Here is a 25,291-nt window from a genome sequence, read left to right on the forward strand (position 1 = left end):
GGTACCACGACGAGACGACGCCGCCGGGTGACGCCCGCGCGTAGGGTCGGCAGGGATGGACACGACCGACGGGCACCTGATCGGGCGCTGGCGGGTGATCGCCGAGCGTCCGCTCCTGGTGGATTTCGTGCTCGCCCTGGTGCTGGCCGCCGCGGTGTTCAAGGCGGCGCTGACCGGGTCCGCGCACCGGCCGACCGGCTGGGACGTGCTGATCGCGGTGGTGGCGTTCGTGGCGGTGATGGGCCGTCGCCGTCGGCCGATGCTCGCGCTCGCCATCGCCACCACGGCCACCGCCGTCGCGGTGGTGCAGGACGTGCGCAACCCGGGTCTGATCGTGGCGCTGGGCGTCATCACGTACTCGATCGCCGCGCACACCGACCGGCGCCGCGGCTGGACCTGCGCGGTCGCCGCGTCGTCGAGCGTGTACCTGACGGTGGTGCTGCTCAACCGCGACGTCTGGTTGCGCGCCGACGTGCTCGGGGTGTTCGCGTGGGTGTTCCTGGCCGCCGCGGTCGGTGACGCGGCCCGCTCACACCGCGCCTACGTGCGCGAGGTGGAGCAGCGGGCCCGCCGCGCCGAGCAGAGTCGCGAGCAGGAGGCCCGCCGCCGGGTCACCGAGGAGCGGATGCGCATCGCCCGCGAGCTGCACGACGTGGTGGCGCACCACATCGCGGTGATCAACGTGCAGGCCGGCGCGGCCGCGCACCTGCTGCACCGCCGGCCCGAGCAGGTGGAGCCGGCGCTGCACCACATCCGGGAGGCGTCGAACAACGTGCTCGCCGAGATCCAGTCCGTGGTGGGGGTGCTGCGCGGTGCCGACGATCCGGCCGACACCGAACCGGCGCCCGGCCTGGAGCGGCTGCCCGACCTGCTGGCCGGTCTGGAGGCCGCCGGTTTCCCGGTGCAGGCGCGGCAGCTCGGCGATCCGGGGCAGCTGCCGGCGGTGGCCGACCTGGCGGCGTACCGGATCGTGCAGGAGGCGCTGACGAATGCGTACAAGCACGGCGCCGGCGCCGCCCGGCTCACCGTGCGGCATACCCCGGGCACGGTTGAGATCGAGGTGGTCAACGCGCTGCCCGCGGCCGCGTCCGCGCCGGGTTCCGGGTACGGGCTGCTCGGCATGCAGGAACGCGCCGCGTCCGCGGGCGGCACGCTCACCACGGGGAAGGTGGCCGGCGACTTCCGGGTGCACGCGGTGCTGCCGGCCGGCACGCCCGCGTCGGCGCCGGCCTTCGGTTGCGGTGGCGGGCTGCACAGCCGGGTGCGACCGACGTGACCATCCGGGTGCTGCTCGCCGACGACCAGGCGCTGATCCGGGCCGGCTTCCGCATGATCATCGACTCGGAGCCGGGATTCGAGGTGGTCGCCGAGGCCACCGACGGGCGCGAGGCGCTCGGCCTGGCCCGCACGGCCCGCGCGGACGTGGTCCTGATGGACATCCGGATGCCGCACATGGACGGCCTGGAGGCGACCCGGCGCATCGGCGCCGACGACGACCTGGCCGGGGTCCGGGTGCTCGTGCTGACCACGTTCGAGAACGACGACAACGTGTTCCTGGCGCTGCAGGCCGGCGCGAGCGGGTTCCTCGGCAAGGGTGTCGCGCCGGAGGATCTGCTGCACGCGATCCGGGTGGTGGCCGGCGGTGAGGCGCTGCTGTCGCCGCGGGCCACCCAGGCCCTGGTCGGCCGGTTCCTGGATCATCTGCGGCCGGTGACCCCGCCGCCACCGGCGCTCGACGAGCTCACCGAACGCGAACGCGAGGTGCTGGTGCTGGTCGCTCACGGGCTGTCCAACGGCGACATCGCCGGCCGGCTGCACCTCTCGCCGTTGACCGCGAAGACCCACGTGAACCGGGCGATGACCAAGCTGGGGGTCCGGGATCGCGCCCAGCTGGTGGTCATCGCGTACCAGTGTGGTCTGGTCCGGCCGGGCGACGCCCTGCCGCAACGGTGACCGCGGGGGCGACCGCGGTCACCGTTGCGGTGCCTATTGCAGGTTGAGCGTCATCGTGTTGTTCGGACCGGACAGCAGCAGGGTGAGCAGCGGCGTCAGCGCGCCGCAGCCGGTGAACCGCGGGATGGTGTAGGTGCCCTGCATGGTGATCGGCTTGAACAGGTCCACCGGGGTGGTGTTGTTCAGCGTCAGCGTCGACGGCTTGGCCGTGCGGCAGCCCTTCTTCACCAGGTTGATCTTCGGTGCGGCGTCGGCGTGCACGTTGACGACCTGCAGCGTGAACGTCGTCGTGGTCGACAGCTTCGAGGCGCCGAGGTCGATCGTGCCGGTCAGCCCGCCGACCGGGACGATCTTCACGGTCGAGGTGACGCCGAGCAGGTTGGCCAGTTTCAGCTTGGCGGTGAGGTCGGCCAGGTTGGCGCTGCCGGTGACCGTGTTGGTCTCCAGGTCGATCTGGGTCTGCACCGACGACGTCGGGACGGGGACGTCGACGTTCGGTTTGGCCAGGTGCGTCGTACCGGTGACGTTGTTGAAGTTGATCGGGATCGGCGCGGCCTGCGCCGGGGCGCCGACCGCGAGGGTGGCGGCGGCCCCGAGCAGGGCCGTGGTGGCGAGCATGATGGTGCGGCGTAGGTGGTGCACGGGTGCCTCCACAGAGGGTGGTTTCTCTGACGGATGGGGTGGCGACCCGCACGTTACCCGAGAGTAAGTATTGATGGAATACCGTCGATGCGACGGTTACACGCCGACGCCGCGCCAGCCGTCGAAGCAGTAACGGCCGAACTCGGCGAGCTCGCGCACCGGCCCGGTCCGCTCCTCGGCGACCGTGGGCTGCGGCGGCTCCGGTGGCGGCGTGCGGTCCGCCGGTGGCCGGCTGGGCGGCACGCCGGTGCGCTTGGGCGGCGCCAGCAGATAGTGCCGGATGGTCGCCGGGAAGCGTTCGGTGAGCAGGTTGCGCGGGCGCTCCCAGACGATGCCGGCCTCCTCGCACGCCTCCCGGACCGCACGCTCGGAGGCCAGGTTGGCGAAACCGGAACGCTGGTAAGGCAGCACGTGGTGCACCCGGTGCGGGCTCAGGCCGGCGGTCAGGAACAGGTCGATCCACCGGTTGCCGACCACGCTGAGGTCGTAGCTCAGGCACACCTGCTGCGCCGCCCAGTCGTTGCGCAGGTGCCCCGGGATCGCGGCGAGATCGTCGTCCTCGGCGTCCTCGAAGTCGTGGCTCGCGACCACCAGGAACGTGTTGATCCACAGCGTGATGACGAACTGGGCGATCCACGCGAGTACGTGACCGGTGGCCAGGCAGGCGATCAGCTCGGCCAGCAGCAACGCCCGGACCAGCCAGAATTCGAGACGGTACGAGTGACGCTCGCGCTCCCTGGCGATGACCTCGTAGCCGCGCACACCGAGCCCGGACACCAGGATGCCGAACTTGTGCAGCGTGTAACCGGGCACCCGCAACAGCGGATGCAGCCGCAGCATCCCGTCGAAGAACGTGCGTTTCACGTCCGCGCCGGAACCCAGGTACGGGTGGTGCAGCAGCACGTGTCCGTCCGTACCGATCAGGCAGGTGCCGACGTAGTTGACGTCGAACAGCGCCTTGCCGAACGGCACCGCGAACCGGCGGCGGCCCGGCTTGGACCTGCGGTGGATGTGGTAATGACCGGCGCCGGCGAGCGCGGTGCGGGTGAGCACCACCGTGACCACGAACAGCCAGGCCGGCATGATCCCGACCAGCAGCAGGGCGAACGCGCCGACGTGCGCGGCGCCGATGAGCGCGGTGACGACATCGAAGGCCCGGTCGTGGCGGCGTACGGCCGGCCGGGACAGATACGTGTCGAGTTTCGCACGGATCGCGGCCAGCAGTGAGCCCCGCTCGGCGTACTCCAGCCGGGGCAGATCCTTCGACGCGTCGAACTCGGGCGCCATCAGGAACGGCGGCACCCCCATCTTCGGCAGCACGTCCGCCGCGGTGGGCCCGTCGATGCGGTACTTCGCGAGGATCCGGCGCAGCCGGGCCGGATCCCGGTGATAGGTGTGGAACAGCGCGCTGATGTCGCGGCCCTGGGTGGTCTCGAACCAGATGTTGCCGCCGGGATGGGTGTCCGCCCACTCGGAGAAGTCGTACGCAAGCCCGTCGACGATCCAGAACGGCGGCCCCTGCGGCAGCACCGTCCCGGTGAACGGGCTGCTCGGTGTGGTGTCGACCATCTCAGTCCTCTCCGGTGCGCCAGCCGTTGACGAGGTAACGTCCGGCGCCGATCTTCTTCACGGCCGGTGCGGTCAGATAGGTGCGCACGAACACCGGGAACCGCTCGGTGAACAGGTTGCGCGGGCGTTCCCAGACCATCCCGGCCGTCTCGCAGGCGGCACGGACCGCCGGCTCGGACGCCAGGTTGGCGAACCCGGAACGCTGGAACGGCAGCGTGTGATGCACCCGGTGGGTGTTGAGCCCGGCCGACAGGAACACGTCGGCCCACTTGTTGCCGATGATCGTCAGGTCGTAGCTGAGGTGGATCTGCCGGGCCGCCCAGTCGTCGCGCAGCCGATCGGGCAGCCCGTCGACCGGGGCGTCCCGCTCGTCCGGCTCGAAGTCGTGGCTGGCGGTGATCAGCACGGTGTTGAACCACAGCGTCAGCACGAACTGGGCCAGCCAGGCGAGCCAGTGCCCGGTCACCGCGCAGGCGACGAACTCGGCGGCCAGGAATCCGCGGACCAGCCAGAACTCGGCACGGATGCCGGCGTGGTGGGTGCTGCCGAAGATGATCGGGAAGCCCAGCCGGGCGATGCCGCCCAGCGCCATCCCCAGCTTGAGCACGGTGTAGGCGGGGATCCGCAGCGCCGGGTGCACCCTCCGCAGTGCACCGAGGAACGCGCCCTTGATGTCGGCGCCGCTGCCCAGATACGGGTGGTGCAGGATGACGTGCCCGTCCACCCCGACCAGGTACGTGCCCACGTAGTTGAAGTCGAACAGCGTGCTGGGCAGCATCCCCGGGCTCAGCACCCGCGCCGGGCGCCGCGGCTTGCGGCGGTGCAGGTAGAAGTGGCCGGAGCCGGCCAGCGCCGTGCGGGTGAGGACCATCAGCAGCACGCACGCCCAGGCGGGCAGCGCGCCGAGCAGCAGGGCGGCCAGCACGGCGAGGTGCCCGGCGAGCACGGTCACGCTGATCGCGTCGAAGACCCGGTCGTAGCGCAGCAGCCGTTCGCGGGGCGCCCGTCTCTCGACCTCGCGGACGATCTCGGTACGCAGGTCGCCCGGCTTGGCGAACTCGAAGCGCGGCAGGTCGGTGGCCGCGTCGAAGCCGTCCGGCAGCAGGAACGGGGGCAGGCCCAGGTTCGGGATGACGTGCCCGGCGCCGACGTCGTCGATCCGGTACTTCGCGAGGATCGTGCGCAGCCGCTGCGGATCGCGGTGGTAGGTGTGGAACAGGGCGCTGATGTCCCGGCCGATCGACTCGGCGAACCAGGCGCCGCCGCCGGGATGCTTGTCCATCCACTCGCTGAAGTCGTAGGCCTCGCCGTCGACGATCCAGAACGGGCGGGGCAGGCCGGTGCGGTCACGTTCGGCGAGGGCGAGGTCGGGCCCGAGCGGATGCGCTCCCTGGGGTGGAGGCCGGTGCGGCGGGCCGGGCCGGCGCGGTGGCAGCTTGCTCATCGGTGATCACCTCCGGCGTTGACTTCGTGGCCGGCTTCGTCGCCGACGAAGCGCAGCAGCGCGGTCTCGATCTGGGCGCCCGGCCCCATGGTGATCATCACGCCGAGGTCGCCGGCGACCGCCGTGCCCTCGGCCAGCAGACGCTCCAAGCTGACCAGGAAGCTGCCGCTGGAGATGTTGCCGTAGTCGCGCAGCACCGACCGGGTGTGCCGCACGTCGTGCTCGTCGAGCCCCAGACTCACCTTGATCGAGTCGATCACCGCGCCGCCGCCGGTGTGCATCACCCAGTGCCGGATCGCGGACCGCTCCAGCCCGTGCCGGGCGAGCAGCCGGTCCACCGGCTGATAGACGTTGAACCCGATGACGTACGGGATGTCGCGGTCGAGGAAGAAGCTCCATTTATGGTGTTCGGCATTCCAGTCGAACCGCATCGCCGGCCACTGTTCCGGGATGCAGAAACTCTCGAAATCCAGAATCTGCGGGCGCACCCCGCGACCCGCCCCGGCAGCCGATCCGGCGGTCACCACCGCGGCCGCCGCGCCGTCGCCGAAAATGCTGTTCACGATGCCGGTTCCCGGGGTGTCGTCGGCGACATAGATCGCCGAATTGATCTCGCAGCAGACCAGCAGCGCGATCTTGTCCGGATGGTTCCCGGCCCATTGCGCGACCGCATTCATGCCGTTCAGCCCGGCGTTGCAGCCCATTCCGACCAGGTCGGCGCGGTGCAGGTCGCGACGGAACCCGAGCTCGCGGGAGAGCAGCGAACTCAGCCCCGGAACCATGAAGCCGGTGGTCGTGATGCACATCAGATAGTCGACGTCGCCGGCCTCGAGCGACGCCGCGCTCAGCGCCTGCCCGATCGCCTGAGCACCGATCTCGAGGGCGCCGTCGCGGAACCGGCGGTGCAGATCCACCGGCGTCTCCACCGGGATACGCCCGCCCGGTCCCGGCTCCTCGGCCGGCAGAAAGAGGCGCCGGGTACGGATGTGCGGCGCACTCAGCAGCTTGCGCACGACCCGGTTGGTGAGGCCGAGCAGAGTGCCTATCTCGTCCTGCGTGTAGGAGCGCCGGGGAAAGGCACTGCCGACCGAGGCGACAAGTGCCGGACGGGTCGCCAGCCCGGGCACGGCGGCGGAAAGCATTTCCGTTGCATGGGTGGACATAGGCGTCCTTAGGTCTAATTCGGATGGCTTATCGCGAGAGCCCAGCAATGGCGAGGAACGATAGCAGGGGCGTCCCGTTTCTCGCTGTCCCTATTGCGACTCGAACATCCGGGGCACAATTTCCGCTCTTAGCGGGCGACAGATACCCCTATTCTGATTTGCAGCATTATCCGATCGGCATTGATCTCTTTCGGTCAGCTTCGCGCGCCTGAGGTTCCGGAACCGCAAACCGTTGACGGCCGGGAGACGGGCCTGCGAGCGTACGTGCATCGATGATCTCGAATGCGCTGGAGCGGCACATGAGAATCCGGGCCCTGATCGGCGTAACCACCCTGCTCAGCGGCCTGCTGGCCGTCCTGCCGGCCACCCCGGCAGCCGCCGCACCCGGCGACTTCAGCACCGGATTCGAGGCCGGGCAACCCCAGCCGACCTGGACGAACACCGCCGAGACGAGCGCCGGAGTCGGCGGCTACTGCTGCGCGCTGACCGGCATGGAAAGCGGCGTACGCACCGAGACCGCCCGGTCCGGCACGGCCGCCCTGATGTACTCCGGCACCGATCAGAGCACCACCCAGTCGTACTCCTACCAGCGCATCCTCGACGTCGACCTGCCGGTGACCGCGACCAGCTCACTGTCCTACTGGCTGTACCCGCAGTCCGGCGGGCACCTCGACGTCGCCGTCGACCTGGCCTTCACCGACGGCACCTACCTGCGTGACTCCGGCGCCGTCGACCAGCACGGCATCCGGCTGCACCCCACCTTCCAGGGCAACGGATCCGTGCTCACCTTCAACACCTGGAACCACATCACCTCGGCGATCGGCGCCTACACCGCCGGAAAGACGATCGACCGGATCCTGATCGGTTACGACCAGCCGGCCAACACCGGGGTGTTCCGCGGCTACCTCGACGACCTCGAGATCCGCCAGGACGCCCCCGCGCTGCGGCTCAGCGACTACGTCGAGACCCGGCGCGGCTCCGACTCCAACAGCGGGTACTCGCTCGGCAACACCTTCCCCGGCGCGACCGTGCCGCACGGCTTCAACTTCTGGACGCCGATCACGAACGGCAACAGCGACAACTGGCTGTACGAGTGGGACGACACCACCGTGCAGGGCTTCGGGATCAGCCACGAGCCCAGCCCGTGGATCGCCGACTACGCCCAATTGCAGATCATGCCGATGACCGGCGCCGTCAAATCCACCCCCGACGCGCGGCAATCCACGTTCAGTCACGCCAACGAGGTCGCCAAGGCCCACTACTACAAGACACGGCTCGACACGTACGCCATCACCGCTGAAATCGCGCCCACCGACCATGCCGGAGTGATGCGCTTCGCGTTCCCCGCCACCAGCGAAGCGGTGATCCTTTTCGACACCGTCGACAGCGCCGGCGGAACCCTCGCCGTCGACACCGCGGCCCGCACCATCTCCGGCGAGATCACCCACCGTGGTCAGCGGATGTTCGTGCACGCCACCGTGGACAAGGCGATCGCCGCCTCCGGCACCATCACCGGGCAGGGCGCCACCAGCTGGATCCGGTTCGCCACCGGCGCCAATGAGCAGGTCACGCTGCGCATCGCCACCAGCTTCATCAGCGTGGCCCAGGCCCGCGCGAATCTCGCGCAGGAGGTCGGCGACAAGAACCTGGACACGGTACGCGAGGAAGCCGCCGCCCTCTGGGACAGCCGCCTCGGCAGCGTCCGGATCGAGGGCGCCAACACCAACCGGCTGATCACTTTCTACTCCAACCTGTACCGCGCGTTCATGTATCCCAACAACCGCTCGGAGATGGCCGGCGGGGTGCGCCGGCACCACAGCCCCTACGACAACCAGGTCCACGACGGGCAGATGTATGTCAACAACGGCTTCTGGGACACCTCCCGGGCCGCCTGGCCGCTGTACACGCTGCTCACCCCGACGAAGACCGGCGAGATGCTGGACGGGTTCGTCAACGCGTACCAGCAGAGCGGCTGGACACCGCGCTGGTCCGGGCCGCACAGCGTCGGCCTGATGGTCGGCAGCAACCAGGACCTGGCGTTCGCCGACGCGTACCTCAAAGGCGTCCGCAACTTCGACTACCAGGCGGCGTACGCCTCCATGGTGAAGAACGCGACCGTCTGGGCGCCCGCCACCCGCGACGGTCGCATCGGTAACCAAGTCTCGCTGTTCAAGGGTTACGTGCCCACCGGCGTCGCGGGCGAATCGGCGGCCTGGACCCTCGAGGACGCCACCAACGACTTCGGTATCGCGCAGCTGGCCGCCGCCCTCGGCAACAGCGAGGACGCCGCCTACTTCCGCAATCGGTCCCTGGACTACGCCAACCTCTACTCCCCCACCGTCGGGTTCTTCCGCGGCAGACAGAGCAACGGCAACTGGCGCACCAGCGACGCCGACTTCAAACCGCACCTGTGGGGCTGCGAATTCACCGAGGGCGCGCCCTGGCACTACGCCACCCCCGCGCCGCACGACCCGCAGGGCATGGCCAATCTGTACGGCGGCCGCGCCCAACTCGCCGCGAAGATCGACTCGGTGTTCGCGGCGTCCCGTGACTACCTGCCCGGCTGCTACGGCGGCGTCATCCACGAGATGCGCGAAGCCTACGACGCCGACATGGGCCAGTACGCGCACTCCAACGAGCCGATCCACCACATGCTCTGGATGTACAACTACGCCGGCACCCCGTCCAAGACCCAGGACCGGGTACGCCACGTGCTGACCACCCAGTACGGCCCCGGCCCCGGCTACCTCGGCGACGAGGACAACGGCCAGATGTCAGCCTGGTACGTCTTCGGCGCCCTCGGCTTCTACCCGGCGCGAATGGGCAGCACCGACTACACGATCGGCGCCCCGCTGCACCCGCGGGCCACCGTGACCCTGGAGAACGGCCGCACCTTCACCGTCGCCGCGCCCGGCGTCAGCGACACCAACCGCTACGTGCAGAGCGTCCGCCTCAACGGCGTCGCCTACACGAAGAACTACCTCACCCACGCCGACCTGCTCGCCGGCGGCACCCTCGACTTCGTGATGGGCCCCAACCCGTCCTCGTGGGGCAGCGCCACCGCCGACCTGCCGCCTTCACTGACCACCGGCACCGCCCGCCCCGCGCAGCTCACCGACCGCGCCACCGGCGGCACCCTGACCGTCACCGGCGAGAACCCGCCCACCGAGACCAAGGCCGCGCTGACCGACGACACCTCGGCCACCAAGTGGCTCACCATGGCCGGCACCGCCACCCTGACCAACCGCCTCACCGGCGCGGCCGCCATCAAGCAGTACACCCTCACGTCGGGCAACGACGCCCCCGAACGCGACTCGCGGGCCTGGACCCTGCAGGGCTCGCCTGACGGCACCACGTGGACCACCTTGGACACCCGCAGCAACATCGACTTCGCCCACCGGCGGCAGACCCGAGCCTTCGTCATCCCGGGCAACCCCGGCGCCTACCAGCAACACCGCCTGCAGATCACCGCCAACCACGGCGCCCCGATGACCCAACTCGCCGAATGGCAACTGCTCGGCTGAAATCGTCCACAGTGCTCAGTGCTTGCGCTTCGATCCCGCTTCCCGTAGAACGTGCGCATGGTGCCCACGGATGACGAGACCGCAGCCCAGCTTCAGCCCGACATTCCACATGCAGCACGCATTTGGAATTACTGGATGGGTGGCAAGGACAACTTCGCCGCCGACCGGGCCGCCGGGGACGCGGTCGCCCAGGTCTACCCCGAGATCGTCCTCATGGCGAAGCAGTCCCGCGAGTTCCTCATCCGCGTCGTGCGCTACCTGGCGGCCGAGGCCGGCATCCGGCAGTTCCTCGACATCGGCACCGGCCTGCCGACCATGCAGAACACCCACGAGGTGGCCCAGTCCGTGGCGCCGGACTCCCGGATCGTCTATGTGGACAACGACCCGCTCGTGATGGTGCACGCCCGCGCGCTGATGGCGCAGACCACCGACACCGGCCGGACCATGCATGTGCAGGCCGACTACCACGATCCGGAGCGGATCCTCACCGAGGCGCGCAAGCTGCTCGACTTCTCCCAGCCGGTCGGCGTCATGTTCATGGGCGTCATGGGCTACGAGCCGGACCTGAAGGTCGTCTCGTCCCTGGTCAACCGGGTGCTGGAAGCGACGTCCCCGGGCAGCTACCTGGTGTTGTGGGACGGCACGAACACCACGCCGTCGGTGGTGGAGGGCGCCGAGCGGCTGGCGCAGAGCGGCGGCGTGCCGTACATCCTGCGCAGCCCCGACGAGATCGGCAGCCTGTTCGACGGCCTGGAGCTGGTCGAGCCGGGCCTGGTGCAGATCCCGCAATGGCGTCCGGACGGCGAGGCCGAGTGGCTGGACGCGTACGGGGCGGTGGCCCGCAAGCCCTGACCCGGCCTGCCGTAACATTCCGGATCATGATTCGTCGATGGATGCTCGTCGCGGTGCTGGCCCTCGCGGCGGGCTGCGACTCCGGCGGTGGCGCCTCCTCGGAGGCGCCCGCCGGTGACCCGCTCACCCAGGTCCGTGCCGCCGCTGCCAAGACCGCCGGGGTACCGGCGCATGTGACGTTGAGCGCCCCCAACGTCGAGGTCGACGGCGACACCGACCCGGCCGCGAAGGTGCTGGCCCTGACGGCCACGACGAAAGCCGACGGCGAGACCACCGAGTCCAAGATCCGGGTGGTCGGCGCCGACGCGTGGATGACGCTCGGCAAGACGTACCTGCCGAACCTCGACCCGACGAAGTTCATCCCGTTCCCGACGTCGGAGTTCGCGACTGCGTCGCTGGTGCATCTGGGCGACCCGTTCGACCCGGCCGGGCTCAAGGGCCTGTCGGCGGCGATGACGTCCGCGACGAGCACCGGCGAGGGCGCCTTCACCGGCAAACTGGACCTCGCCGAGGCGCCGGCCGGGGTGTCGCGGGGCCTACTGCCGGCGACGACCGAGCAGCTGGAGGGCAACGGCGGCACGGCACAGTCCGTGCCGTACGAGGCGTCAGTCGATGCCGAGGGCTATCTGACCTCGCTCACCGTCACGCTGCCGACCTATGCGAGCACCGCCGAGTTCGCCGGCTTCGGCCAAGCCGTCAAGGTCGACAAGCCCGCCGCAACCGAGGTTGCGGACGTGCCGGACGGGATCCGCAGCCTCCTGGCGGGCTGACGCGGAACATCACTCTCCGGCGGTGACCGCAGCGCCCTTGAAGACGACCTCCAGGCAGTCGCGGAACAGGTCGTCCACGGTGCGGCCGGGCCGGAAGTACTCGGCGATGGCGTTGACCACGGTCGGGTGCTGCTCGGTGAACGCGGCCATGTCGAAGGTCTTCAGCGCCTGCGCGTCCGGGCGGGGCGTCTGTTCCTCGAGGACGTGGCCGACCGTGAAACGCTCGACGGTCAGGACGATCACGCGGGCCTGCCGCAGCGGGATGCCGCGTGCCACCAGCGTGCTCATGGCGAGTTCGGACATCGCTGCCATGGTGACGGACAGCTGAGCGGTGGAGATGACCCGGGCGCCGTCCGGGTGGGCGAGCAGCGCGCGGCGCAGCCGTTCGGCCAGGTCTCGCAACCAGTCCTGCCAGGGTTGGTCCGGCGTGGGCGGTGACATCTCGCCGAACTCCTGGTCGAGGATCGCGTCGGCGATCGCGGTGACCAGCGCCGCCTTGTTCGGCAGGTGCCAGTAGAGGGTCGGCGACTGCACGCCGAGCCGTGCAGCGAGTTTGCGTGTCGTCACGCCGTCGAGGCCCTCGGCGTCCAGCAGCGCGACGGCCTCAGCGACGATCCGGTTTCTGTCCAGCGCCAATGCGGCACCTCCCGCCGGCACTCTATCAGTGCTAGATTCTCTCTATCGGTGATAGAGAGATGGAGATGATGATGTTGCATTGGGCGACCCATCGCATTCCCGGCGTCCCCGCGCACGCCGAACGCCCGGCCGGCCACCAGGGCACGGCAGTCCACCGCCGCGGCGCGGCACACGGCTCGCCGAACCGCCGGTGGAACCACTCGGCCGACCGCCGTCCCCGGTTCCTGCCGGCCTGGCAGCGACGGATCGCGGCGCTCTTCGGCCGGGAGCTGTGATGAAGGCGGCAGTGCTGCACGAGATCGGCGGCATCCCTTGCTACGAGGACTTCCCGGATCCCGTGGCCGGCGACGACGAAGTGATCATCGACGTGAAGGCGGTCGCGGTCGAGACCGTCGACAAGCGCATCGCGGCCGGCACGCACTACGCGAGCCGGCAGTACACCGCCCAACTGCCGGCGATTCCCGCCTTCGACGGCATCGGCGCGCTGCCGGACGGCACCCTGGTCGGGTTCGGCAACCCACGCCGGCCCTACGGCGCGCTCGCCGAGAGGACCGTGGTGCCCCGGGGCGCGTACGTGCCGGTCCCGGAGGGAATCGATCCGGCGATCGCGACAGTCCTCGGCACGGCGATCACCGGCATGTCGATCAGGACTGCCGCCGGTTTCGTGCCCGGCGAGACCGTGCTCGTGCAGGGCGCCACCGGGGTCGCGGGACGACTCGCGGTGAAGGTGGCCCGGCTGCTCGGCGCCGGCCGGATCGTCGCGACCGGCCGCGACGACGACCAACTGCGGGAGGTGCAGGCCCTCGGCGCCGACGCGGTGATCAACACCGCCGTGCCGGACGAAGCGCTGACCCAGGCGTACATGGACTCCCAAGGAGATGGCTACGACATCGTGCTGGACTTCCTCTGGGGCCGGCCCACCGAGATCCTGCTGCGGGCGCTGGTCCCGCAGACCTTCGCGTTCCCGAAACCGACCCGGCTGGTTCAGGTCGGCGAATCCGCCGGCGGCGCGCTCACGCTCGCCGCGGAGAGCCTGCGCACCTCCGGGGTCGAGATCTACGGCGCGGCCAGAGGACTCGGCCCAGAGACCATGCAGGAGGTCTACCAGCAGGTCGTCACGTGGGCGCAGTCCGGCGAGCTGACCTTCGACGTGGTGAAGGTCCCGCTCAGCGACATCGAGACCGCCTGGCAGCGCACCGATCTACGGGGCAGCCGGCTCGTCGTGGTGCCCTGAGCCGGCCGCGGTGAGTATCACCACCGGAATCTCCCGGCTGGTCGCCTTCCGGTACTCCTCATAGGACGGCATCGCCGCAACCATCAGTTCCCACAGCCGCGATCGCTCCTGCCCGGTGGCGGTCCGCGCCGTCGCGGCGAAGGTCTCGGCGCCGATCTGCACAGCAACCCGGGGATCGGCCAGCAGGTTGAGATACCAGAAGGGATGCCGGTCCGCTCCGGCGTTGGAGGCGGCCACCACGTAGCGGTCGCCGTCTCGCACGTAGACCAGCGCGGTGCGGCGCGACTTGCCCGACCTACGGCCCCGGGTGGTCAGCAGCAGGTCGTTCATGCCGGGCCGGGCATTGCCGCCGGTCGCCACGAAACGGCGGATGTGCTCGGCCACCCAGGCGTTCGGGCTGTCGGAAACCATCAGCACCCCTCGACGCCGAGATGCATCCGGTGATGCTTGGGGGCGTCGACTTCGTCGACCAACACCACCGCAAAATCGGGGTACGAGATGCGACTCGCCGCGTCAGCTGCAGCCGTACGGTATCTCCCGCTGTGTTCCCCGTCGTGGTCGAAGTCGCCGGCCGGGCTGACGATCAGCCAGTCGAGGTCGCTGCCCGCCGTGCCCAGCACCTGCGCCCCGGCGGCGTGCGCGAGATAGAACGAGCGGTACTCCTGCGGATATCCCGGCGTGTCCATCAACGCCACCCCGGAGGCGTCCGGCAGCACCGACGCCAGGCCGACCACCAGCAGCCGCCCCACACCCCCCTGCGGCAGCCCGCTGAGCAGGGCTTGGGAGGCGCTGGTGAAGAAGGCGGCGGGTTCAGCGCCGGCGTCGTACACCGCGCTGATCGCCGCATCATGCCCAGCGGCGACCCGGGCGACGCTGTCCCTGTCGGTCACGTCACCGGCCACCAGCCGCACGCCCTCGCCCGGGAGGGCGGCGTACTTGTCCGGTTCCCGCACCACAGCAGTGACCTGGTGACCACGCCGGCGTGCCTCAGCAACGGCTGCCCGCCCGGCCCGGCCGCCCGCACCGAACACCACAATGCTGCCCATCCGATCCCCCGCTCGCCTCGGCCGGCGCGCTTCGCCGGCCACCGCGGAGGACCGTATCCGGCGGCATGGTTACCGATCGGATACCAGTTACCGTGGGGCCGTGACCGCGCCACTGGACCCCGACATGTTCGATCCGGTCTGCCCGTCCGGCCTCTCGCCGATCCGCATCGGCGACAAATGGGCTGGCATGATCATCCGCTGTCTGGAGCACGGGCCCCGCCGCTTCTCCGAGCTGCGGATCCCGCTGCGCGGTATCACCGCGAAAGCGCTCACCAAGTCGTTGCGCGCGCTCGAACGCGACGGCCTGGTCCAGCGCACCACTTACCCCGATGGGGTACGCCGCGTCGAGTACGACCTGACCCTCCTCGGTCGCAGCCTGCTCGAGCCGATGGACGCCGTCTGCGCCTGGAGCCGGGAGCACTGGGAGGAACTCCTCGACGCCCGCGAAGCCTCGACCGGCTAGTCCAGGAAGGCCAGGTTCTTGCAGGTCTCGACGGCGGCGCGGACCGCGGCGGCCACCTCGGGATCGAGCACCTCCGCGACCGCCAGCAGGTCGTTCATCGGCTCGGCCACGGTCTTGAGCGTGGCGGTCCGTTCCTCAGCCGGGCACAGCGCCGCCGCCCGCCGCAATTCGGCCAGCCCCTCCTCGGACCGTCCGGTCAGGATCAGCGTGTCCGCCAGGTCGAACGCGACCCACGGGTCCGCGCTGTCGTTGTACGCAGCGAACCGCGCCAGGTGCTCCAGCTGCCCGAGCCGGTCCCGGATCGCCGCGGTGCCGGTGCGCCGCAGCCCGGCGAGCAGCAGCATGATCCGCGCCTCGTTCATCAGCGGATAGAGGTTGTTCGGCGACAGCTCCGCCGCCCGCCGGTAACAGGTGAGCGCCCGATCGAGCAGCTCCTGATCCAGGGTTCCGGACGTCCTCGACCGGGCCATCCGGCGCAACAGACCACCCTGGGTGGCCCAGGTCTCGGCGTCACGGTCGTCGAGTTCCAGCGCCCGCTCGAACGCCACGGTCGCCTCCTGCGCCGACCCGGGAATCTTGCCCAGCGCGGTGCCGAGCTCCCGCCAGGCCGGCGCGTGACCGGGCCGCAGCTCGGTCGCGAACCGCAGCGCCTGGACGGCCTCGTGGTGCCGGCCCTCCCGGCGAAAGATCGACCCCAGCTCGTAGTGCGCCTGCCAGCTGGCCGGATTGCGGTCCACGGCGAGTTCGAGAAGCAGCACCTTACGGCGGGAACTGGTGGTGCTGTGCGCCGCCTCCAGCAGATCCTCGGCCAACTGCTCGCGCAACCGGGCCAGCTCGGCGGTCATGTCCGCGCGCTCCTGGCGCATGGAGTCCAGCTCGGCGCGCGACAGCGTCACCGCCGGAGCGGCGTGACGGACCGGACTGTCCACATGCTCCGCGTTCTCCAGGCCGTCAGCAGCCGCCTCCGCGATCCGCTGGATCGACTCCTCCACGGCGTCCCTGCTGTACGGGATCACCCGAACCACGCGGGGATTGAACTTGACCTCATCAAGGTCCTGGCAGATCACGATCGTCACGTTGTCACGGGTCGCCCAGCGCACCCCGAGCTCCAGGTAGACGTTCGGGTTCGCGCCGGTCAGATCGGCGATGTAGAGCTCAGCATCCCGCGCCTCCCCGAACATCGAGCTGTGGATCACTCCCGGCCGGGTCTTCTCCTTCTCCAGGATCAACTTCACGTCACGGCCGATCAGTACGCCGATAGCGCGCGCAACCGGCTCCAACAGCTGCTTCCGAATCGCCGGAATGTCGTCCCACGCCGCCGCTCCCATGCTTTCGCCCGGCATCGCGACGAAACACCGCAGCGGATCCTGCTCCGAGGCGGGAGTCGCCGCCGGCGGAGCCGCCAGCCGGGATCTGCGCTCGTCGGTCTTCAGGCGCTGCAGCTCCCGCCACCGCTGCCGCCACCGGTCGAGCCGCGGATCGTCCTCGGCCGGCGGCCGGTGCTCACCGAGAAGCAGCAGCGTCTTCACCAGCGCCATCAAAAAGTCGATGCCCGGCAGCCGCCGCCCACCGAGCGCCTCACTGATCGCGGACGGCGACAGCGACCGCGAGCCGGGCGCCCGCCGGCTGATATCCGTCAACGACGGATTGCCTTGCTCAATACGCAGCGTGGTGAGGTCAGCGGCGAACCGGGCGAGTTCCCGGGCGTAGTCACCCGACTCCTCAGCGCGTTCGTCCTGTGCCATCGGCGCCCTTCGGTGTCCTTCGGTGAGGACCTCCGATGCTACGGCTTCCTTCGCCGCCCGTACGCTCGCAAACGGGTTCGTTCGGGTTCGTCCGTCCCATGGGGTGGCCGCGCCGCCCGGCCGCTGTAGTGCTCGTATGAACCTGAAACTGATGGAGCTGTGCGGCCTGCTCCTCCTGCTCGCCGTCTGCGCCGCGGTTTACGCAACCGCCGGCCCCGCCGCCCTCGCCGCCGTCACCGGCGTAGCCAGCACCCTGTTCGTCACGTGGCGCGGCACCCGCCGCGACCGCAACCAGCGATGACCAGCCAAGCGCTGCCCTTCAAGCGTCATCACACGATCAGGCCGGACGGGCGTGACCAGCGTCCGAAGGAAGCACCTGTCACGCCCGCCAGCCTCCCCGCCACTCGGTTCGGTGACGGAAGTCAGATCGGCTCCTGCCGCGGCCTCGTCGCAGGGAACCACTGCGCGCCGGCCCGCACCGCGCCGAGCAACGCCGGCCGGCTCGCTCCGGGCCGGCGCTGCGGCAGCCGCAGGCTGCGCGAGAAGATCGCCACCGCGCCCTCTCGCCGCCAGCATGGTCCCGGCGTACCGCAGGCGAGGCAGAGACCGGTCGCGCTGCATGTCACGTGCTCATCAAGCGTGGCCTGCGCACGGCTCAACTGAGAGTCGGCCGACGTTGCGTAATAAGTATTGCTGTCCATCTCGGTCTCAGGGTCATTGCGTTGTCGGGTAGCAGCTGGTCACGGCGGTGATCAGGTCGTGTGAGCGCCGATTGGCATAGCGGGTAGCGCGGGCGATGTTGGCAGCACCGGTGGCTCGGTGCCAGCCGATCGCGGTGTTACGCAGCGTCGCGATGACGGCGGGTCCGTTCCCGGTGCGGGCTTGGTGCTGGTCCTCACGGAACGTGGTGTCGCGGACGTGATGGAGCCGGTTCTCGATATGCCAATGACGGCGGATCCAGGTCTGCAGATCGCGGGCGGTGGCGTGGCCGGCGGGCAGCGAGATGGTCAGGTAGGCGGTCTCGCGGCTGGTCCGGCCTGCGACGACACGGGTGCGGGTGATCCGGATGGCTTGTGCGGCATGCGGAAACGCGATGCCGCCGGGCAGGTGGACGGTGACGGCTTTGACGGTGCGGGTCTCGCGGCGGCCGTGGCCGCGGTCGCGAGTGCGGTCCCCGACCGGGATCTGCGCCCAAGGAAGGCGCTTGAGCTGCTTGAACAAGGTCGGCTGGTTCGCCTTCACCTGGACCAGCAGGTGAGCGCCGCGCCGGGCGACCTCGTCGGCGTGACCGGTCTGGGTGTGCAGGGCGTCGGCGATGAACAGTGCCCCGGTCAGGCTGCCCAGGACCTGCTCGACGGCGTCGAGCAGCGGCGCGAACGCCGGAATCTCGTTGCTCTTGGCATCGACGGTGACCTGGGCCAGCACGATTCCGGTGCCGGTGTCCAGGGCGGACAGCAGGTGGATCTGACGGCCGTCGTCATGCCGGGCGCCGCGCAGGGTCTTGCCGTCGACCGCGATCACCCGCCGGTATCTGCGCGTGACGGCGGCAGGATCCGGCGGGCAGGCTCGGGTGCGCAGCCAGCCGGCGAGAACACCGGCCAGCAGCTGCGCGTCCAGCCGGATCAGCAACCGCCATACGGTCGTGCCGGCCGGGACGGCATCGGTGAACCCGAGCCGGACCCGGCCGTGTCCGTCGAGGTCTTGCAACCAATCGCTGATCGCGGCGAACGACGACGCGCCGGCCATGACGGCGCAGACCGCTACGGCCAGAACCGCGGTCAGCGGGTACCGGATCCCCCGCGGATCCCGTGGATCGGGAACCTTCGCCAGGACAGCCAGCAGACCGCCCCGCTCACTTTCAGTGATCGGGGCGGGTAGGGCATCGGCGGAAGGTGTCGTGACAGTCAGTGCAGCAATGAGAGATGATGCCATTGGCGGGTGAGGTCCTCGGGGCGTTATGGGGCGTAGAGAACTTCATGATCACTGACGTGATCTCACCCGTCCTCTTCGCCTCCACAGAGGCCACTCAACCCGCGAACCCCGAGGTCAGAGCCGTGCCATCAGACTATGCAACGGCCCTGATCTCGGTCTCCCGTCAGCTGCAGTCCAGAGCAATCAAGTGATTGCCGAGATCGACAAAGGGACCACCGCGCTACATGTCAAACATGGTGGTGAAGGCGGCTCAGAATGAACACCCTGTGCGATCAGGAGCTTCCAAGGAAGCTCCCGGTTGAACCGGGATGTTCTGGCGCGCTCATCCATCACGTGCACTTCAAAGGCGGCCATGGCCGGAGTAAATTCGTCCCATCGCCGGGACAGCAATGCATCACCGGAGTCCGAAGGGGGCGCTGTGGGGGAAGGCGCCGCCACCGAGTGGCCACAGATCGACACGACCGGGCCGGCCGCACGGTTCCAGAGCCGCAGGCAGGAACGCGCTCATATCGCGCGTGCGCTGATGTCACAGGGCCGGACCACCGGAGAGATCGCCGACGTGTTCCGCGCTCGCTATCGCGTGAACGCACGGATTGCGTTCCGCTACGCTCGCGGCTGGAGCCAAGCGCGCGTTGCCGAAGAGTGGTGTACCAGGTGGCCGGACGACGCGAAGTCCGGAAAAGTAATCTCGACCTGGGAAGTATGGCCAAACGGTGGACACGCGCCTTCCCTGCAATCGCTCACCCGGCTCGCGGAACTCTACGAGTGCAGCGTTGCTCAACTGTTGGCCGACCTCCCGGACCACAGCCGCCCGCCAGATGCCGGCAACACGACGTTGTCTACGCCTGCGGAAGAAGGTCACGAAAAGATGCAACGCAGAAGCGCAATCGGCATCGGCGTGATGTTGGCGTCCAGCTTGGGCGGCGCACTGAAGGCAGGCCCGACAAGTGGCTGGCGAATCGGCGTGGCAGACGTGGAGCGACTCGACCGGGAATCCTCCCGTCTACGCAATCTGTGCGCCCTGCACGGTGGGAACAGCTTGTGGCGAGCGGCATTGAGCGTCGCCCAGGAAGGACACCAGAAACTGGAGAAGGGGCAATACAGCCACGCCGTCGGGACCCTTCTTCAACAGGCCATCGGCCGGGCAGAAATGTGTGCCGGATGGCTCGCCATGGACAGCGGACAGCATGATGTCGCTCGAACCAGCTTCAATGAGGCCCTGTCTCTGGCACGACAGGTAGGTGACGCTGCTCTGGAAGTACATGCCCTTTGCAACCTCGCGCTGCAGAGCAACTTCCTGGGCATGCCCCGCCAAGCGCTGCGATTCGCCGAAGCGGCCGAGAGAGCGTCGAAGGACGCTGCGCCGAAAGTCGGCGTCGTGTTGAACCTCAGAAAGGCAACGGCTTTTGCCCTGATGGGCGATGACACTTCGAGTAAGAACGCTGTTACGGAAGCGCGCCGTCGCCTCGACCGCGAAGCAGAAAAGCCGGCTCTGCCATGGTGCGAGTTCGTCACGTCAGCCGAGATCGACGGGATCGAAGGGACGCGCCTGCTCCATCTTGCCCGAGGCAGGAACGACCGGCGCATAGCCCACCGCGCCGTGCGGACTCTTGAGTCGGCGATAGCTCGGCACGGGCCGAAGTTCGTGCGTAACAGGGCGCTCTATCGGGTCAGGCTCGCCAGCAGCCAACTAGAACTGAACTCCATCACCGATGCGGCCCGCTCCGCAACAACGGCCCTGGGCGAACTCAGCAACGACGTGGCGAGTTCGATCGTGTCGACCGAATTGGACGGCGTCGCCGACGCACTTGCTCCCTACCGGAAGATGGCCGAAGTCGAACTGTTCGTGTCGCGCTATGACGCCGCAAAGGATCCGAAGGGGTGACAGGCTTGCATCCACCGCTGGAGATCGAAGTGGGCGGCAGATCCGCGACGGCTCGCGACAAGGCAGACCTGATCGATGTTTATCGCGACGCGTACGAGGACAAACTGTCCGACCCGTTCCTGTCCGATCAGCGGCACTGGGAGCGAATCGAAGGGTACGCCTCGGCCAAGGGCTATGCCCTTGTGGAGGGACGAATTACGGGCTACCTGGTCGGATACGCCCTCGGCTACCGGCTGCCCGAGAATGCGACCTGGTGGAAAGGCCTCACCACGCCAGTGGATCCGTCTCTGATCGCCGAGGACGGGACGCGCACTTTCGCAGTCACCTACATGATGGTCCGACAGAAATATCGGCGGCGCGGTTACGCCAAGGTGCTGCACGACCAACTGCTGGAGGCACGCCCTGAGCGGCGTGCGGCGCTACTGGTCAATCCTTCGAATGTGGCGGCGCGAACGGCGTACGAGACATGGGGCTGGCGCAAGATCGGCGAGTTGCAGCCCTTCGCCGACGCTCCCGTCTATGACGCGATGCTCAAGGACCTCGCGCCGGCGCTGAAGCCGCGCTGATCCGGCTCGAGGTAGCCGGCGTCATGGGCCGCCGGCAGAGGTTCGTGGCCGCAGCAAGCCCCGACCCGCGTTCGCACCGGTACGCCCATATCGAACCGGCTTCCCGGGCGCCACGGCGCCCGCACGATAGCGGTCGGGACGGCGCGGCTTTCGCCAGCCCTGCGCAGGCGGACGAGCGACACAGTGGGCGAAACGCCCTTCACCTCACAATGATCATGCTGCTACCTTGCTGCATATCTTTTGCAACTACTAGGCTGCGGTTATTGGGGGGTGCCGGCTTGACCACCACCCTGTCGGCCGGTCCGGGCCGGGATCTTCTCGGCCTCGGCGCGCAGCGCCGCCGGACCACGTTGTGGCTGCTTGCGCTGACTGCCGGGCTCATCGCCACCGGGCTGGTCGCGGTCGGCACGGGGGCGATCGGGATCAGCCCGGCCACCGTCGCCCGGATCATCGGCTATCAACTGTTCGGCGTCGGCGACGTCACCTGGACGCCGCCTGAGGAAGCCATCGTCTGGCAGGTTCGGCTGCCCCGCGTCATTCTCGGCGTCCTGGTCGGCGCGGGACTCGCGGTCTGCGGCGTGGCCCTGCAGGCGATGGTGCGCAACGTGCTCGCCGACCCGTACCTGTTGGGCATCAATTCCGGCGCCTCCAGCGGCGCCGCTGCCGCGATCCTGTTCGGCGCCGGCGCCGGCTTCGGGCAGTACGCGCTGTCCACCAGCGCCTTCCTCGGCGCGATGGCGGCCTCGCTGCTGGTCTTCCTGATCGCCCGCAGCGGCGGCCGGGTCACCTCGATCCGGCTGCTGCTCGCCGGCGTCGCCGTCGGTTACGCCCTGTACGCCACCACCAGCTTCCTGATCTTCGCGTCCGGCTCCGCCGAGGGCGCCCGCTCGGTGATGTTCTGGCTGCTCGGCTCGCTCGGCCTGGCCCGCTGGGACGCGCTGCTCGGGGTCGCCGCGCTGGTCATCGGCGGCACGATCGCCTACCTCACGGTGACCGGCCGCAGCCTGGACGCTCTGGCCGTCGGCGACGAGACCGCGCACACGCTGGGCATCTCCCCCGACCGGCTGCGGCTGCGCCTGCTGGTGATCGTCTCGCTCTGTGTGGGCGTACTGGTCTCGGCCTCCGGCAGCATCGGCTTCGTCGGCCTGGTCGTGCCGCACCTGGCCCGCCGCATCGTCGGCGCCCCGCACGTGCGCGTGGTCCCGGTCGCCGCGCTGCTCGGCGCGATCCTGCTGGTCTGGGCCGACGTGGTCGCCCGCGTGCTGCTCGCCCCGCAGGAGATTCCGATCGGCATCATCACCGCCCTGATCGGCACCCCGTTCCTGCTGATCCTGATCCGTCGCCTGCACGCCTCGAAAGGAATCTGATGAGGGCTCGCCGCCTGCTCGCCGTCTCCGCCACCGTCGTGCTCGCCGCCGGGTGCGGCGCGAACGACGCCGCCTCGGGCACCGGCGAGGCCGCCTCCGGCTATCCGGTCACGCTGACCAACTGCGGCGCCGAGGTGAGCTTCGACAAGGCGCCGGAGCGGGTCGTGCTGCTCAAGAGCGCCGCCGTGCCCTACCTGCACTCGCTCGGCGTGATGGACCGGGTGACCGCGCGCGCCGGGCAGTACCCGAAGGAGTACTACGACGCCGCCACCCAGGCCGAGATCGACCGGATCCCGCTGCTCACCGACAAGACCGACACCAGCGGCCACCTGCAGATCTCCAAGGAGGTGGTGATCAGCCAGCAGCCCGACCTGGTGCTCGGCGAGGTCGACAACCTGTCGCGCGACACGCTCTCCGGCGTCGACATCCCGCTGCTCGAGGAACCGGCGCTCTGCCCGGACGCCACCGCCGTGCCGAGCTTCGACGACATCTACCGGCAGATGGAGGCCTACGGCAAGGTCTTCGACCGCCAGGCCGAAGCCACCACCGCGGTCAGCGCGCTCAAGGCCAGGATGGCCGGCATCAAGAAACCCACCGAGCAGCGTACGGCTGCCGTGCTCTACCCCACCGTCGGCGGCGGCGTGACCTACGCCTACGGCTCGACCAGCATGGCGCACCCGCAGCTGGAGGCGGCCGGGTTCACCAACGTGTTCGCCGACAGCAAGGAGCGGGTCTTCGAGGTGACCCTGGAGGAGCTGCTCGGCCGCAACCCCGACGTGCTGATCCTGCTCTACAGCGACGGCGACCCGAAGGCGGTCGAGGCCGCGGTGACCAGCCTGCCCGGCGCGGTGAAACTCAAGGCCGTCAGCGGCGGCAACGTGATGCCGCAGCTGTTCAACTTCACCGAGCCGCCGTCACCGCTGTCCATCGACGGCCTGGAGAGGATCGTCGAGCGTTTCCAGGCGCCGGCGTGATCGAGGCGAGCGGGGTGTCCTGGCGCTACGGCGCCACCCCCGTCATCGACAGCGTCGACGTCGCCGCTCAGCCGGGCCGCGTGCTCGGCCTGATCGGCCCGAACGGCAGCGGCAAGACCACCCTGCTGCGGCTGCTCTACGGCGCCCTGCGCAGCCCTACCGGCACGGTGACCGTCGACGGCGACGAACTGCGCGCCCTGGCCCCGCGCGACGCGGCCCGGCGGATGGCCGTCGTCGTGCAGGAGTCCGGCGGCGAGACCGCGCTGACCGTGGCCGAGATGGTGCTGCTCGGCCGCGGCCCGCACCTGGGCACCTTCCAGCGCACCGGCGCGAGCGACCACGAGATCGCCGCGCGCTGCCTGGACCGGGTCGGCGCCTCGCACCTGGCGGCCCGCTCGTTCGCCGGGCTGTCCGGCGGCGAACGCCAGCGCGTGCTGATCGCCCGCGCCCTCGCTCAGGAAGCCACCCACCTGCTGCTCGACGAACCCACCAACCATCTGGACATCCGCTTCCAGCACGAGATCCTGCGGCTGGTCCGCGGCCTGGACACCTGCTCGATCGTCGTCCTGCACGACCTCAACCTGGCCGCCCGCTACTGCGACGACCTGGTCCTGCTCGGCGCCGGTGGTGTCGTCGCCGCCGGCCCGGTCACCGACGTGCTGGACCCGAAGATCCTCGAACCCGTCTACGGCATCGGCATCCGGCGCCTGGACCTCGAGGACGAGCTGCACCTGCTGTTCCACCCGATCGACGAGGAGATCCCCGCGTGAGCGCTCAGGACCGTATCAACGCCTACTGGACCGGCCGGGCGCCCGCGTACGACGAATACCAGCAGCGGCCGGACCGGCTCGCCGCGGACGATCAGGCCTGGTCCGAGATCTGGCAGAGCGCGCTGTCCGGCGTACCCCGCGATGTTCTTGATGTTCTCGATGTGGGAACCGGGAGTGGCCAGGTGGCCATGACCCTCGCCCGGCTGGGCCATCGGGTCACCGGCGTCGACCTGGCCGAAGGCATGCTGGAACGCGCCCGCGCGCACGCCGCCACGATCGAGGGCGGCCCGGACTTCCGGCTCGGCGACGCGGTCGACCCCGGCTTCCCGGACGCCACCTTCGACGCGGTCGTCGGCCGCTACGTGATGTGGACGCTGCGCGAGCCGCAGACCGCGGTCGCCAACTGGATCCGCCTGCTGCGTCCCGGCGGCATCGTCGCCATGGTCGACAGCACCTGGTTCCCGGACGGCCTGGACAACGCCTCGGAGAACTTCGCCGGCTTCTACGACGACTCGGTGCAAGCGGTGCTGCCGTTGGCCGCCGCCAAGTCGATCGACGAAACCGTGCTGCTGATGGCGAACGCGGGGCTGCGCGACGTCACCGCGACCCCGCTGACCACGATCTACCGCCTTGATCAGCAGTACGGCGTCGCCGAGAACCACGAGGTCCAGATGCAGTTTCTGATCACCGGCCGGCGATCTGAAAAATAGCTGGGAACTTCCGGGCGGCGGCCGGCGACTAGTGACATGACCTTCG

The 25,291-nt window shown here is 69.4% G+C and carries 25 protein-coding genes; 15 read left to right on the forward strand and 10 right to left on the reverse strand.

Going from position 1 to position 25,291, the window contains the following annotated elements; all coding sequences use genetic code 11:
• Positions 1–55 precede the first annotated feature (55 nt).
• Both OHA21_RS17860 and OHA21_RS17865 read left to right on the forward strand, forming a co-directional pair.
• Positions 56–1,276 (forward strand): sensor histidine kinase, encoded by a 1,221-nt coding sequence (locus tag OHA21_RS17860; protein ID WP_328475178.1) that lies wholly within the window; start codon positions 56–58, stop codon positions 1,274–1,276.
• Positions 1,273–1,953 (forward strand): response regulator transcription factor, encoded by a 681-nt coding sequence (locus OHA21_RS17865; protein WP_328475179.1) that lies wholly within the window; start codon positions 1,273–1,275, stop codon positions 1,951–1,953. Before OHA21_RS17860 ends, OHA21_RS17865 begins: the two co-directional genes overlap by 4 nt.
• Positions 1,954–1,986: 33 nt before the next feature.
• Here the strand turns inward: OHA21_RS17865 and OHA21_RS17870 are convergent, their stop codons facing one another.
• The 4 genes from OHA21_RS17870 to dpgA all read right to left on the reverse strand — a co-directional run bounded on the left by OHA21_RS17870 (position 1,987) and on the right by dpgA (position 6,750).
• Complete coding sequence (locus tag OHA21_RS17870; RefSeq protein WP_328475180.1) at positions 1,987–2,595, reverse strand: hypothetical protein; 609 nt, start codon at positions 2,593–2,595, stop codon at positions 1,987–1,989.
• Positions 2,596–2,691: 96 nt separating this feature from the next.
• Positions 2,692–4,164 (reverse strand): fatty acid desaturase, encoded by a 1,473-nt coding sequence (locus OHA21_RS17875; RefSeq protein ID WP_328475181.1) that lies wholly within the window; start codon positions 4,162–4,164, stop codon positions 2,692–2,694.
• A 1-nt stretch (position 4,165) separates the two neighbouring features.
• On the reverse strand, positions 4,166–5,608 hold the full coding sequence (locus tag OHA21_RS17880) for a cytochrome b5 domain-containing protein (RefSeq protein WP_328475182.1): 1,443 nt from the start codon (positions 5,606–5,608) through the stop codon (positions 4,166–4,168).
• Complete coding sequence (dpgA, locus tag OHA21_RS17885; protein ID WP_328475183.1) at positions 5,605–6,750, reverse strand: 3,5-dihydroxyphenylacetyl-CoA synthase DpgA; 1,146 nt, start codon at positions 6,748–6,750, stop codon at positions 5,605–5,607. Before dpgA ends, OHA21_RS17880 begins: the two co-directional genes overlap by 4 nt.
• A gap of 320 nt (positions 6,751–7,070) precedes the next feature.
• Between dpgA and OHA21_RS17890 the strand changes: the two genes are divergently transcribed.
• From OHA21_RS17890 to OHA21_RS17900, 3 genes are read left to right on the forward strand one after another with little or no spacing between them, the layout of a single operon-like run.
• Positions 7,071–10,295 (forward strand): GH92 family glycosyl hydrolase, encoded by a 3,225-nt coding sequence (locus OHA21_RS17890; RefSeq protein WP_328475184.1) that lies wholly within the window; start codon positions 7,071–7,073, stop codon positions 10,293–10,295.
• 57 nt (positions 10,296–10,352) lie between these two features.
• A complete protein-coding gene (locus tag OHA21_RS17895; protein WP_328475185.1) occupies positions 10,353–11,147 on the forward strand; it encodes an SAM-dependent methyltransferase in 795 nt (264 codons plus the stop codon).
• A 26-nt stretch (positions 11,148–11,173) separates the two neighbouring features.
• Complete coding sequence (locus OHA21_RS17900; protein ID WP_328475186.1) at positions 11,174–11,917, forward strand: hypothetical protein; 744 nt, start codon at positions 11,174–11,176, stop codon at positions 11,915–11,917.
• Between the two features lie 9 nt (positions 11,918–11,926).
• Here OHA21_RS17900 and OHA21_RS17905 read toward each other — a convergent pair whose 3' ends face one another.
• The gene (locus OHA21_RS17905; protein ID WP_328475187.1) at positions 11,927–12,553 is read right to left on the reverse strand and encodes a TetR/AcrR family transcriptional regulator C-terminal domain-containing protein; all 627 of its coding nucleotides are present in this window, start codon (positions 12,551–12,553) and stop codon (positions 11,927–11,929) included.
• Between the two features lie 65 nt (positions 12,554–12,618).
• On the opposite strand from OHA21_RS17905, the gene OHA21_RS17910 reads away from it, so the two are divergent.
• Both OHA21_RS17910 and OHA21_RS17915 read left to right on the forward strand, forming a co-directional pair.
• Complete coding sequence (locus OHA21_RS17910; RefSeq protein ID WP_328475188.1) at positions 12,619–12,828, forward strand: hypothetical protein; 210 nt, start codon at positions 12,619–12,621, stop codon at positions 12,826–12,828.
• Positions 12,828–13,787, forward strand: coding sequence for a quinone oxidoreductase family protein (locus OHA21_RS17915; RefSeq protein ID WP_328475189.1), 960 nt, complete (start codon positions 12,828–12,830; stop codon positions 13,785–13,787). Before OHA21_RS17910 ends, OHA21_RS17915 begins: the two co-directional genes overlap by 1 nt.
• On the opposite strand, the gene OHA21_RS17920 is transcribed toward OHA21_RS17915, so the two are convergent.
• Together OHA21_RS17920 and OHA21_RS17925 are read right to left on the reverse strand one after the other, a co-directional pair.
• Positions 13,755–14,198: a nitroreductase/quinone reductase family protein gene (locus OHA21_RS17920; RefSeq protein WP_328475190.1), complete on the reverse strand. Its 444-nt coding sequence runs from the start codon at positions 14,196–14,198 to the stop codon at positions 13,755–13,757. The two genes, OHA21_RS17915 and OHA21_RS17920, sit on opposite strands and share 33 nt — an antisense overlap.
• Complete coding sequence (locus OHA21_RS17925) at positions 14,198–14,833, reverse strand: NAD(P)-dependent oxidoreductase (RefSeq protein ID WP_328475191.1); 636 nt, start codon at positions 14,831–14,833, stop codon at positions 14,198–14,200. Before OHA21_RS17925 ends, OHA21_RS17920 begins: the two co-directional genes overlap by 1 nt.
• A 100-nt stretch (positions 14,834–14,933) precedes the next feature.
• Between OHA21_RS17925 and OHA21_RS17930 the strand changes: the two genes are divergently transcribed.
• Positions 14,934–15,296 carry a winged helix-turn-helix transcriptional regulator gene (locus OHA21_RS17930; protein ID WP_328475192.1) on the forward strand — a complete coding sequence of 121 codons (363 nt, stop codon included), beginning with the start codon at positions 14,934–14,936 and terminating at the stop codon, positions 15,294–15,296.
• On the opposite strand, the gene OHA21_RS17935 is transcribed toward OHA21_RS17930, so the two are convergent.
• Positions 15,293–17,041: a tetratricopeptide repeat protein gene (locus OHA21_RS17935; protein ID WP_328475193.1), complete on the reverse strand. Its 1,749-nt coding sequence runs from the start codon at positions 17,039–17,041 to the stop codon at positions 15,293–15,295. The genes OHA21_RS17930 and OHA21_RS17935 overlap by 4 nt on opposite strands.
• Before the next feature lie 136 nt (positions 17,042–17,177).
• Between OHA21_RS17935 and OHA21_RS17940 the strand changes: the two genes are divergently transcribed.
• Complete coding sequence (locus OHA21_RS17940; RefSeq protein WP_328475194.1) at positions 17,178–17,342, forward strand: hypothetical protein; 165 nt, start codon at positions 17,178–17,180, stop codon at positions 17,340–17,342.
• A 121-nt stretch (positions 17,343–17,463) separates the two neighbouring features.
• Here OHA21_RS17940 and OHA21_RS17945 read toward each other — a convergent pair whose 3' ends face one another.
• Entirely contained in the window at positions 17,464–17,595 is a 132-nt protein-coding gene (locus OHA21_RS17945; RefSeq protein ID WP_328475195.1) for a hypothetical protein, read from the reverse strand.
• Between the two features lie 160 nt (positions 17,596–17,755).
• Entirely contained in the window at positions 17,756–18,973 is a 1,218-nt protein-coding gene (locus tag OHA21_RS17950; protein ID WP_328466306.1) for an ISAs1 family transposase, read from the reverse strand.
• Between the two features lie 418 nt (positions 18,974–19,391).
• On the opposite strand from OHA21_RS17950, the gene OHA21_RS17955 reads away from it, so the two are divergent.
• The 6 genes from OHA21_RS17955 to OHA21_RS17980 all read left to right on the forward strand — a co-directional run bounded on the left by OHA21_RS17955 (position 19,392) and on the right by OHA21_RS17980 (position 25,245).
• On the forward strand, positions 19,392–20,858 hold the full coding sequence (locus OHA21_RS17955) for a hypothetical protein (RefSeq protein ID WP_328475196.1): 1,467 nt from the start codon (positions 19,392–19,394) through the stop codon (positions 20,856–20,858).
• The gene (locus tag OHA21_RS17960) at positions 20,855–21,424 is read left to right on the forward strand and encodes a GNAT family N-acetyltransferase (RefSeq protein ID WP_328475197.1); all 570 of its coding nucleotides are present in this window, start codon (positions 20,855–20,857) and stop codon (positions 21,422–21,424) included. Before OHA21_RS17955 ends, OHA21_RS17960 begins: the two co-directional genes overlap by 4 nt.
• 278 nt (positions 21,425–21,702) lie before the next feature.
• The gene (locus OHA21_RS17965; RefSeq protein ID WP_328475198.1) at positions 21,703–22,791 is read left to right on the forward strand and encodes a FecCD family ABC transporter permease; all 1,089 of its coding nucleotides are present in this window, start codon (positions 21,703–21,705) and stop codon (positions 22,789–22,791) included.
• Positions 22,791–23,765: an ABC transporter substrate-binding protein gene (locus OHA21_RS17970; RefSeq protein WP_328475199.1), complete on the forward strand. Its 975-nt coding sequence runs from the start codon at positions 22,791–22,793 to the stop codon at positions 23,763–23,765. The genes OHA21_RS17965 and OHA21_RS17970 overlap by 1 nt, the downstream gene beginning before the upstream one ends.
• Entirely contained in the window at positions 23,762–24,535 is a 774-nt protein-coding gene (locus tag OHA21_RS17975; protein WP_328475200.1) for an ABC transporter ATP-binding protein, read from the forward strand. Before OHA21_RS17970 ends, OHA21_RS17975 begins: the two co-directional genes overlap by 4 nt.
• Positions 24,532–25,245: a class I SAM-dependent methyltransferase gene (locus OHA21_RS17980; RefSeq protein WP_328475201.1), complete on the forward strand. Its 714-nt coding sequence runs from the start codon at positions 24,532–24,534 to the stop codon at positions 25,243–25,245. Before OHA21_RS17975 ends, OHA21_RS17980 begins: the two co-directional genes overlap by 4 nt.
• Positions 25,246–25,291 lie beyond the last annotated feature (46 nt).

It is taken from the genome of Actinoplanes sp. NBC_00393, assembly GCF_036053395.1.
Lineage (GTDB): Bacteria > Actinomycetota > Actinomycetes > Mycobacteriales > Micromonosporaceae > Actinoplanes.

Excerpts from the sequence above, each read along its gene's own strand:
- OHA21_RS17860 (WP_328475178.1), top strand. The coding sequence starts at position 56 with ATGGACACGACCGACGGGCACCTGATCGGGCGCTGGCGGGTGATCGCC.
- OHA21_RS17875 (WP_328475181.1), bottom strand. The coding sequence starts at position 4,164 with ATGGTCGACACCACACCGAGCAGCCCGTTCACCGGGACGGTGCTGCCG.
- OHA21_RS17880 (WP_328475182.1), bottom strand. The coding sequence starts at position 5,608 with ATGAGCAAGCTGCCACCGCGCCGGCCCGGCCCGCCGCACCGGCCTCCA.
- dpgA (WP_328475183.1), bottom strand. The coding sequence starts at position 6,750 with ATGCTTTCCGCCGCCGTGCCCGGGCTGGCGACCCGTCCGGCACTTGTC.
- OHA21_RS17890 (WP_328475184.1), top strand. The coding sequence starts at position 7,071 with ATGAGAATCCGGGCCCTGATCGGCGTAACCACCCTGCTCAGCGGCCTG.
- OHA21_RS17895 (WP_328475185.1), top strand. The coding sequence starts at position 10,353 with ATGGTGCCCACGGATGACGAGACCGCAGCCCAGCTTCAGCCCGACATT.
- OHA21_RS17900 (WP_328475186.1), top strand. The coding sequence starts at position 11,174 with ATGATTCGTCGATGGATGCTCGTCGCGGTGCTGGCCCTCGCGGCGGGC.
- OHA21_RS17910 (WP_328475188.1), top strand. The coding sequence starts at position 12,619 with ATGATGATGTTGCATTGGGCGACCCATCGCATTCCCGGCGTCCCCGCG.
- OHA21_RS17915 (WP_328475189.1), top strand. The coding sequence starts at position 12,828 with ATGAAGGCGGCAGTGCTGCACGAGATCGGCGGCATCCCTTGCTACGAG.
- OHA21_RS17920 (WP_328475190.1), bottom strand. The coding sequence starts at position 14,198 with ATGGTTTCCGACAGCCCGAACGCCTGGGTGGCCGAGCACATCCGCCGT.
- OHA21_RS17925 (WP_328475191.1), bottom strand. The coding sequence starts at position 14,833 with ATGGGCAGCATTGTGGTGTTCGGTGCGGGCGGCCGGGCCGGGCGGGCA.
- OHA21_RS17935 (WP_328475193.1), bottom strand. The coding sequence starts at position 17,041 with ATGGCACAGGACGAACGCGCTGAGGAGTCGGGTGACTACGCCCGGGAA.
- OHA21_RS17940 (WP_328475194.1), top strand. The coding sequence starts at position 17,178 with ATGAACCTGAAACTGATGGAGCTGTGCGGCCTGCTCCTCCTGCTCGCC.
- OHA21_RS17950 (WP_328466306.1), bottom strand. The coding sequence starts at position 18,973 with ATGGCATCATCTCTCATTGCTGCACTGACTGTCACGACACCTTCCGCC.
- OHA21_RS17970 (WP_328475199.1), top strand. The coding sequence starts at position 22,791 with ATGAGGGCTCGCCGCCTGCTCGCCGTCTCCGCCACCGTCGTGCTCGCC.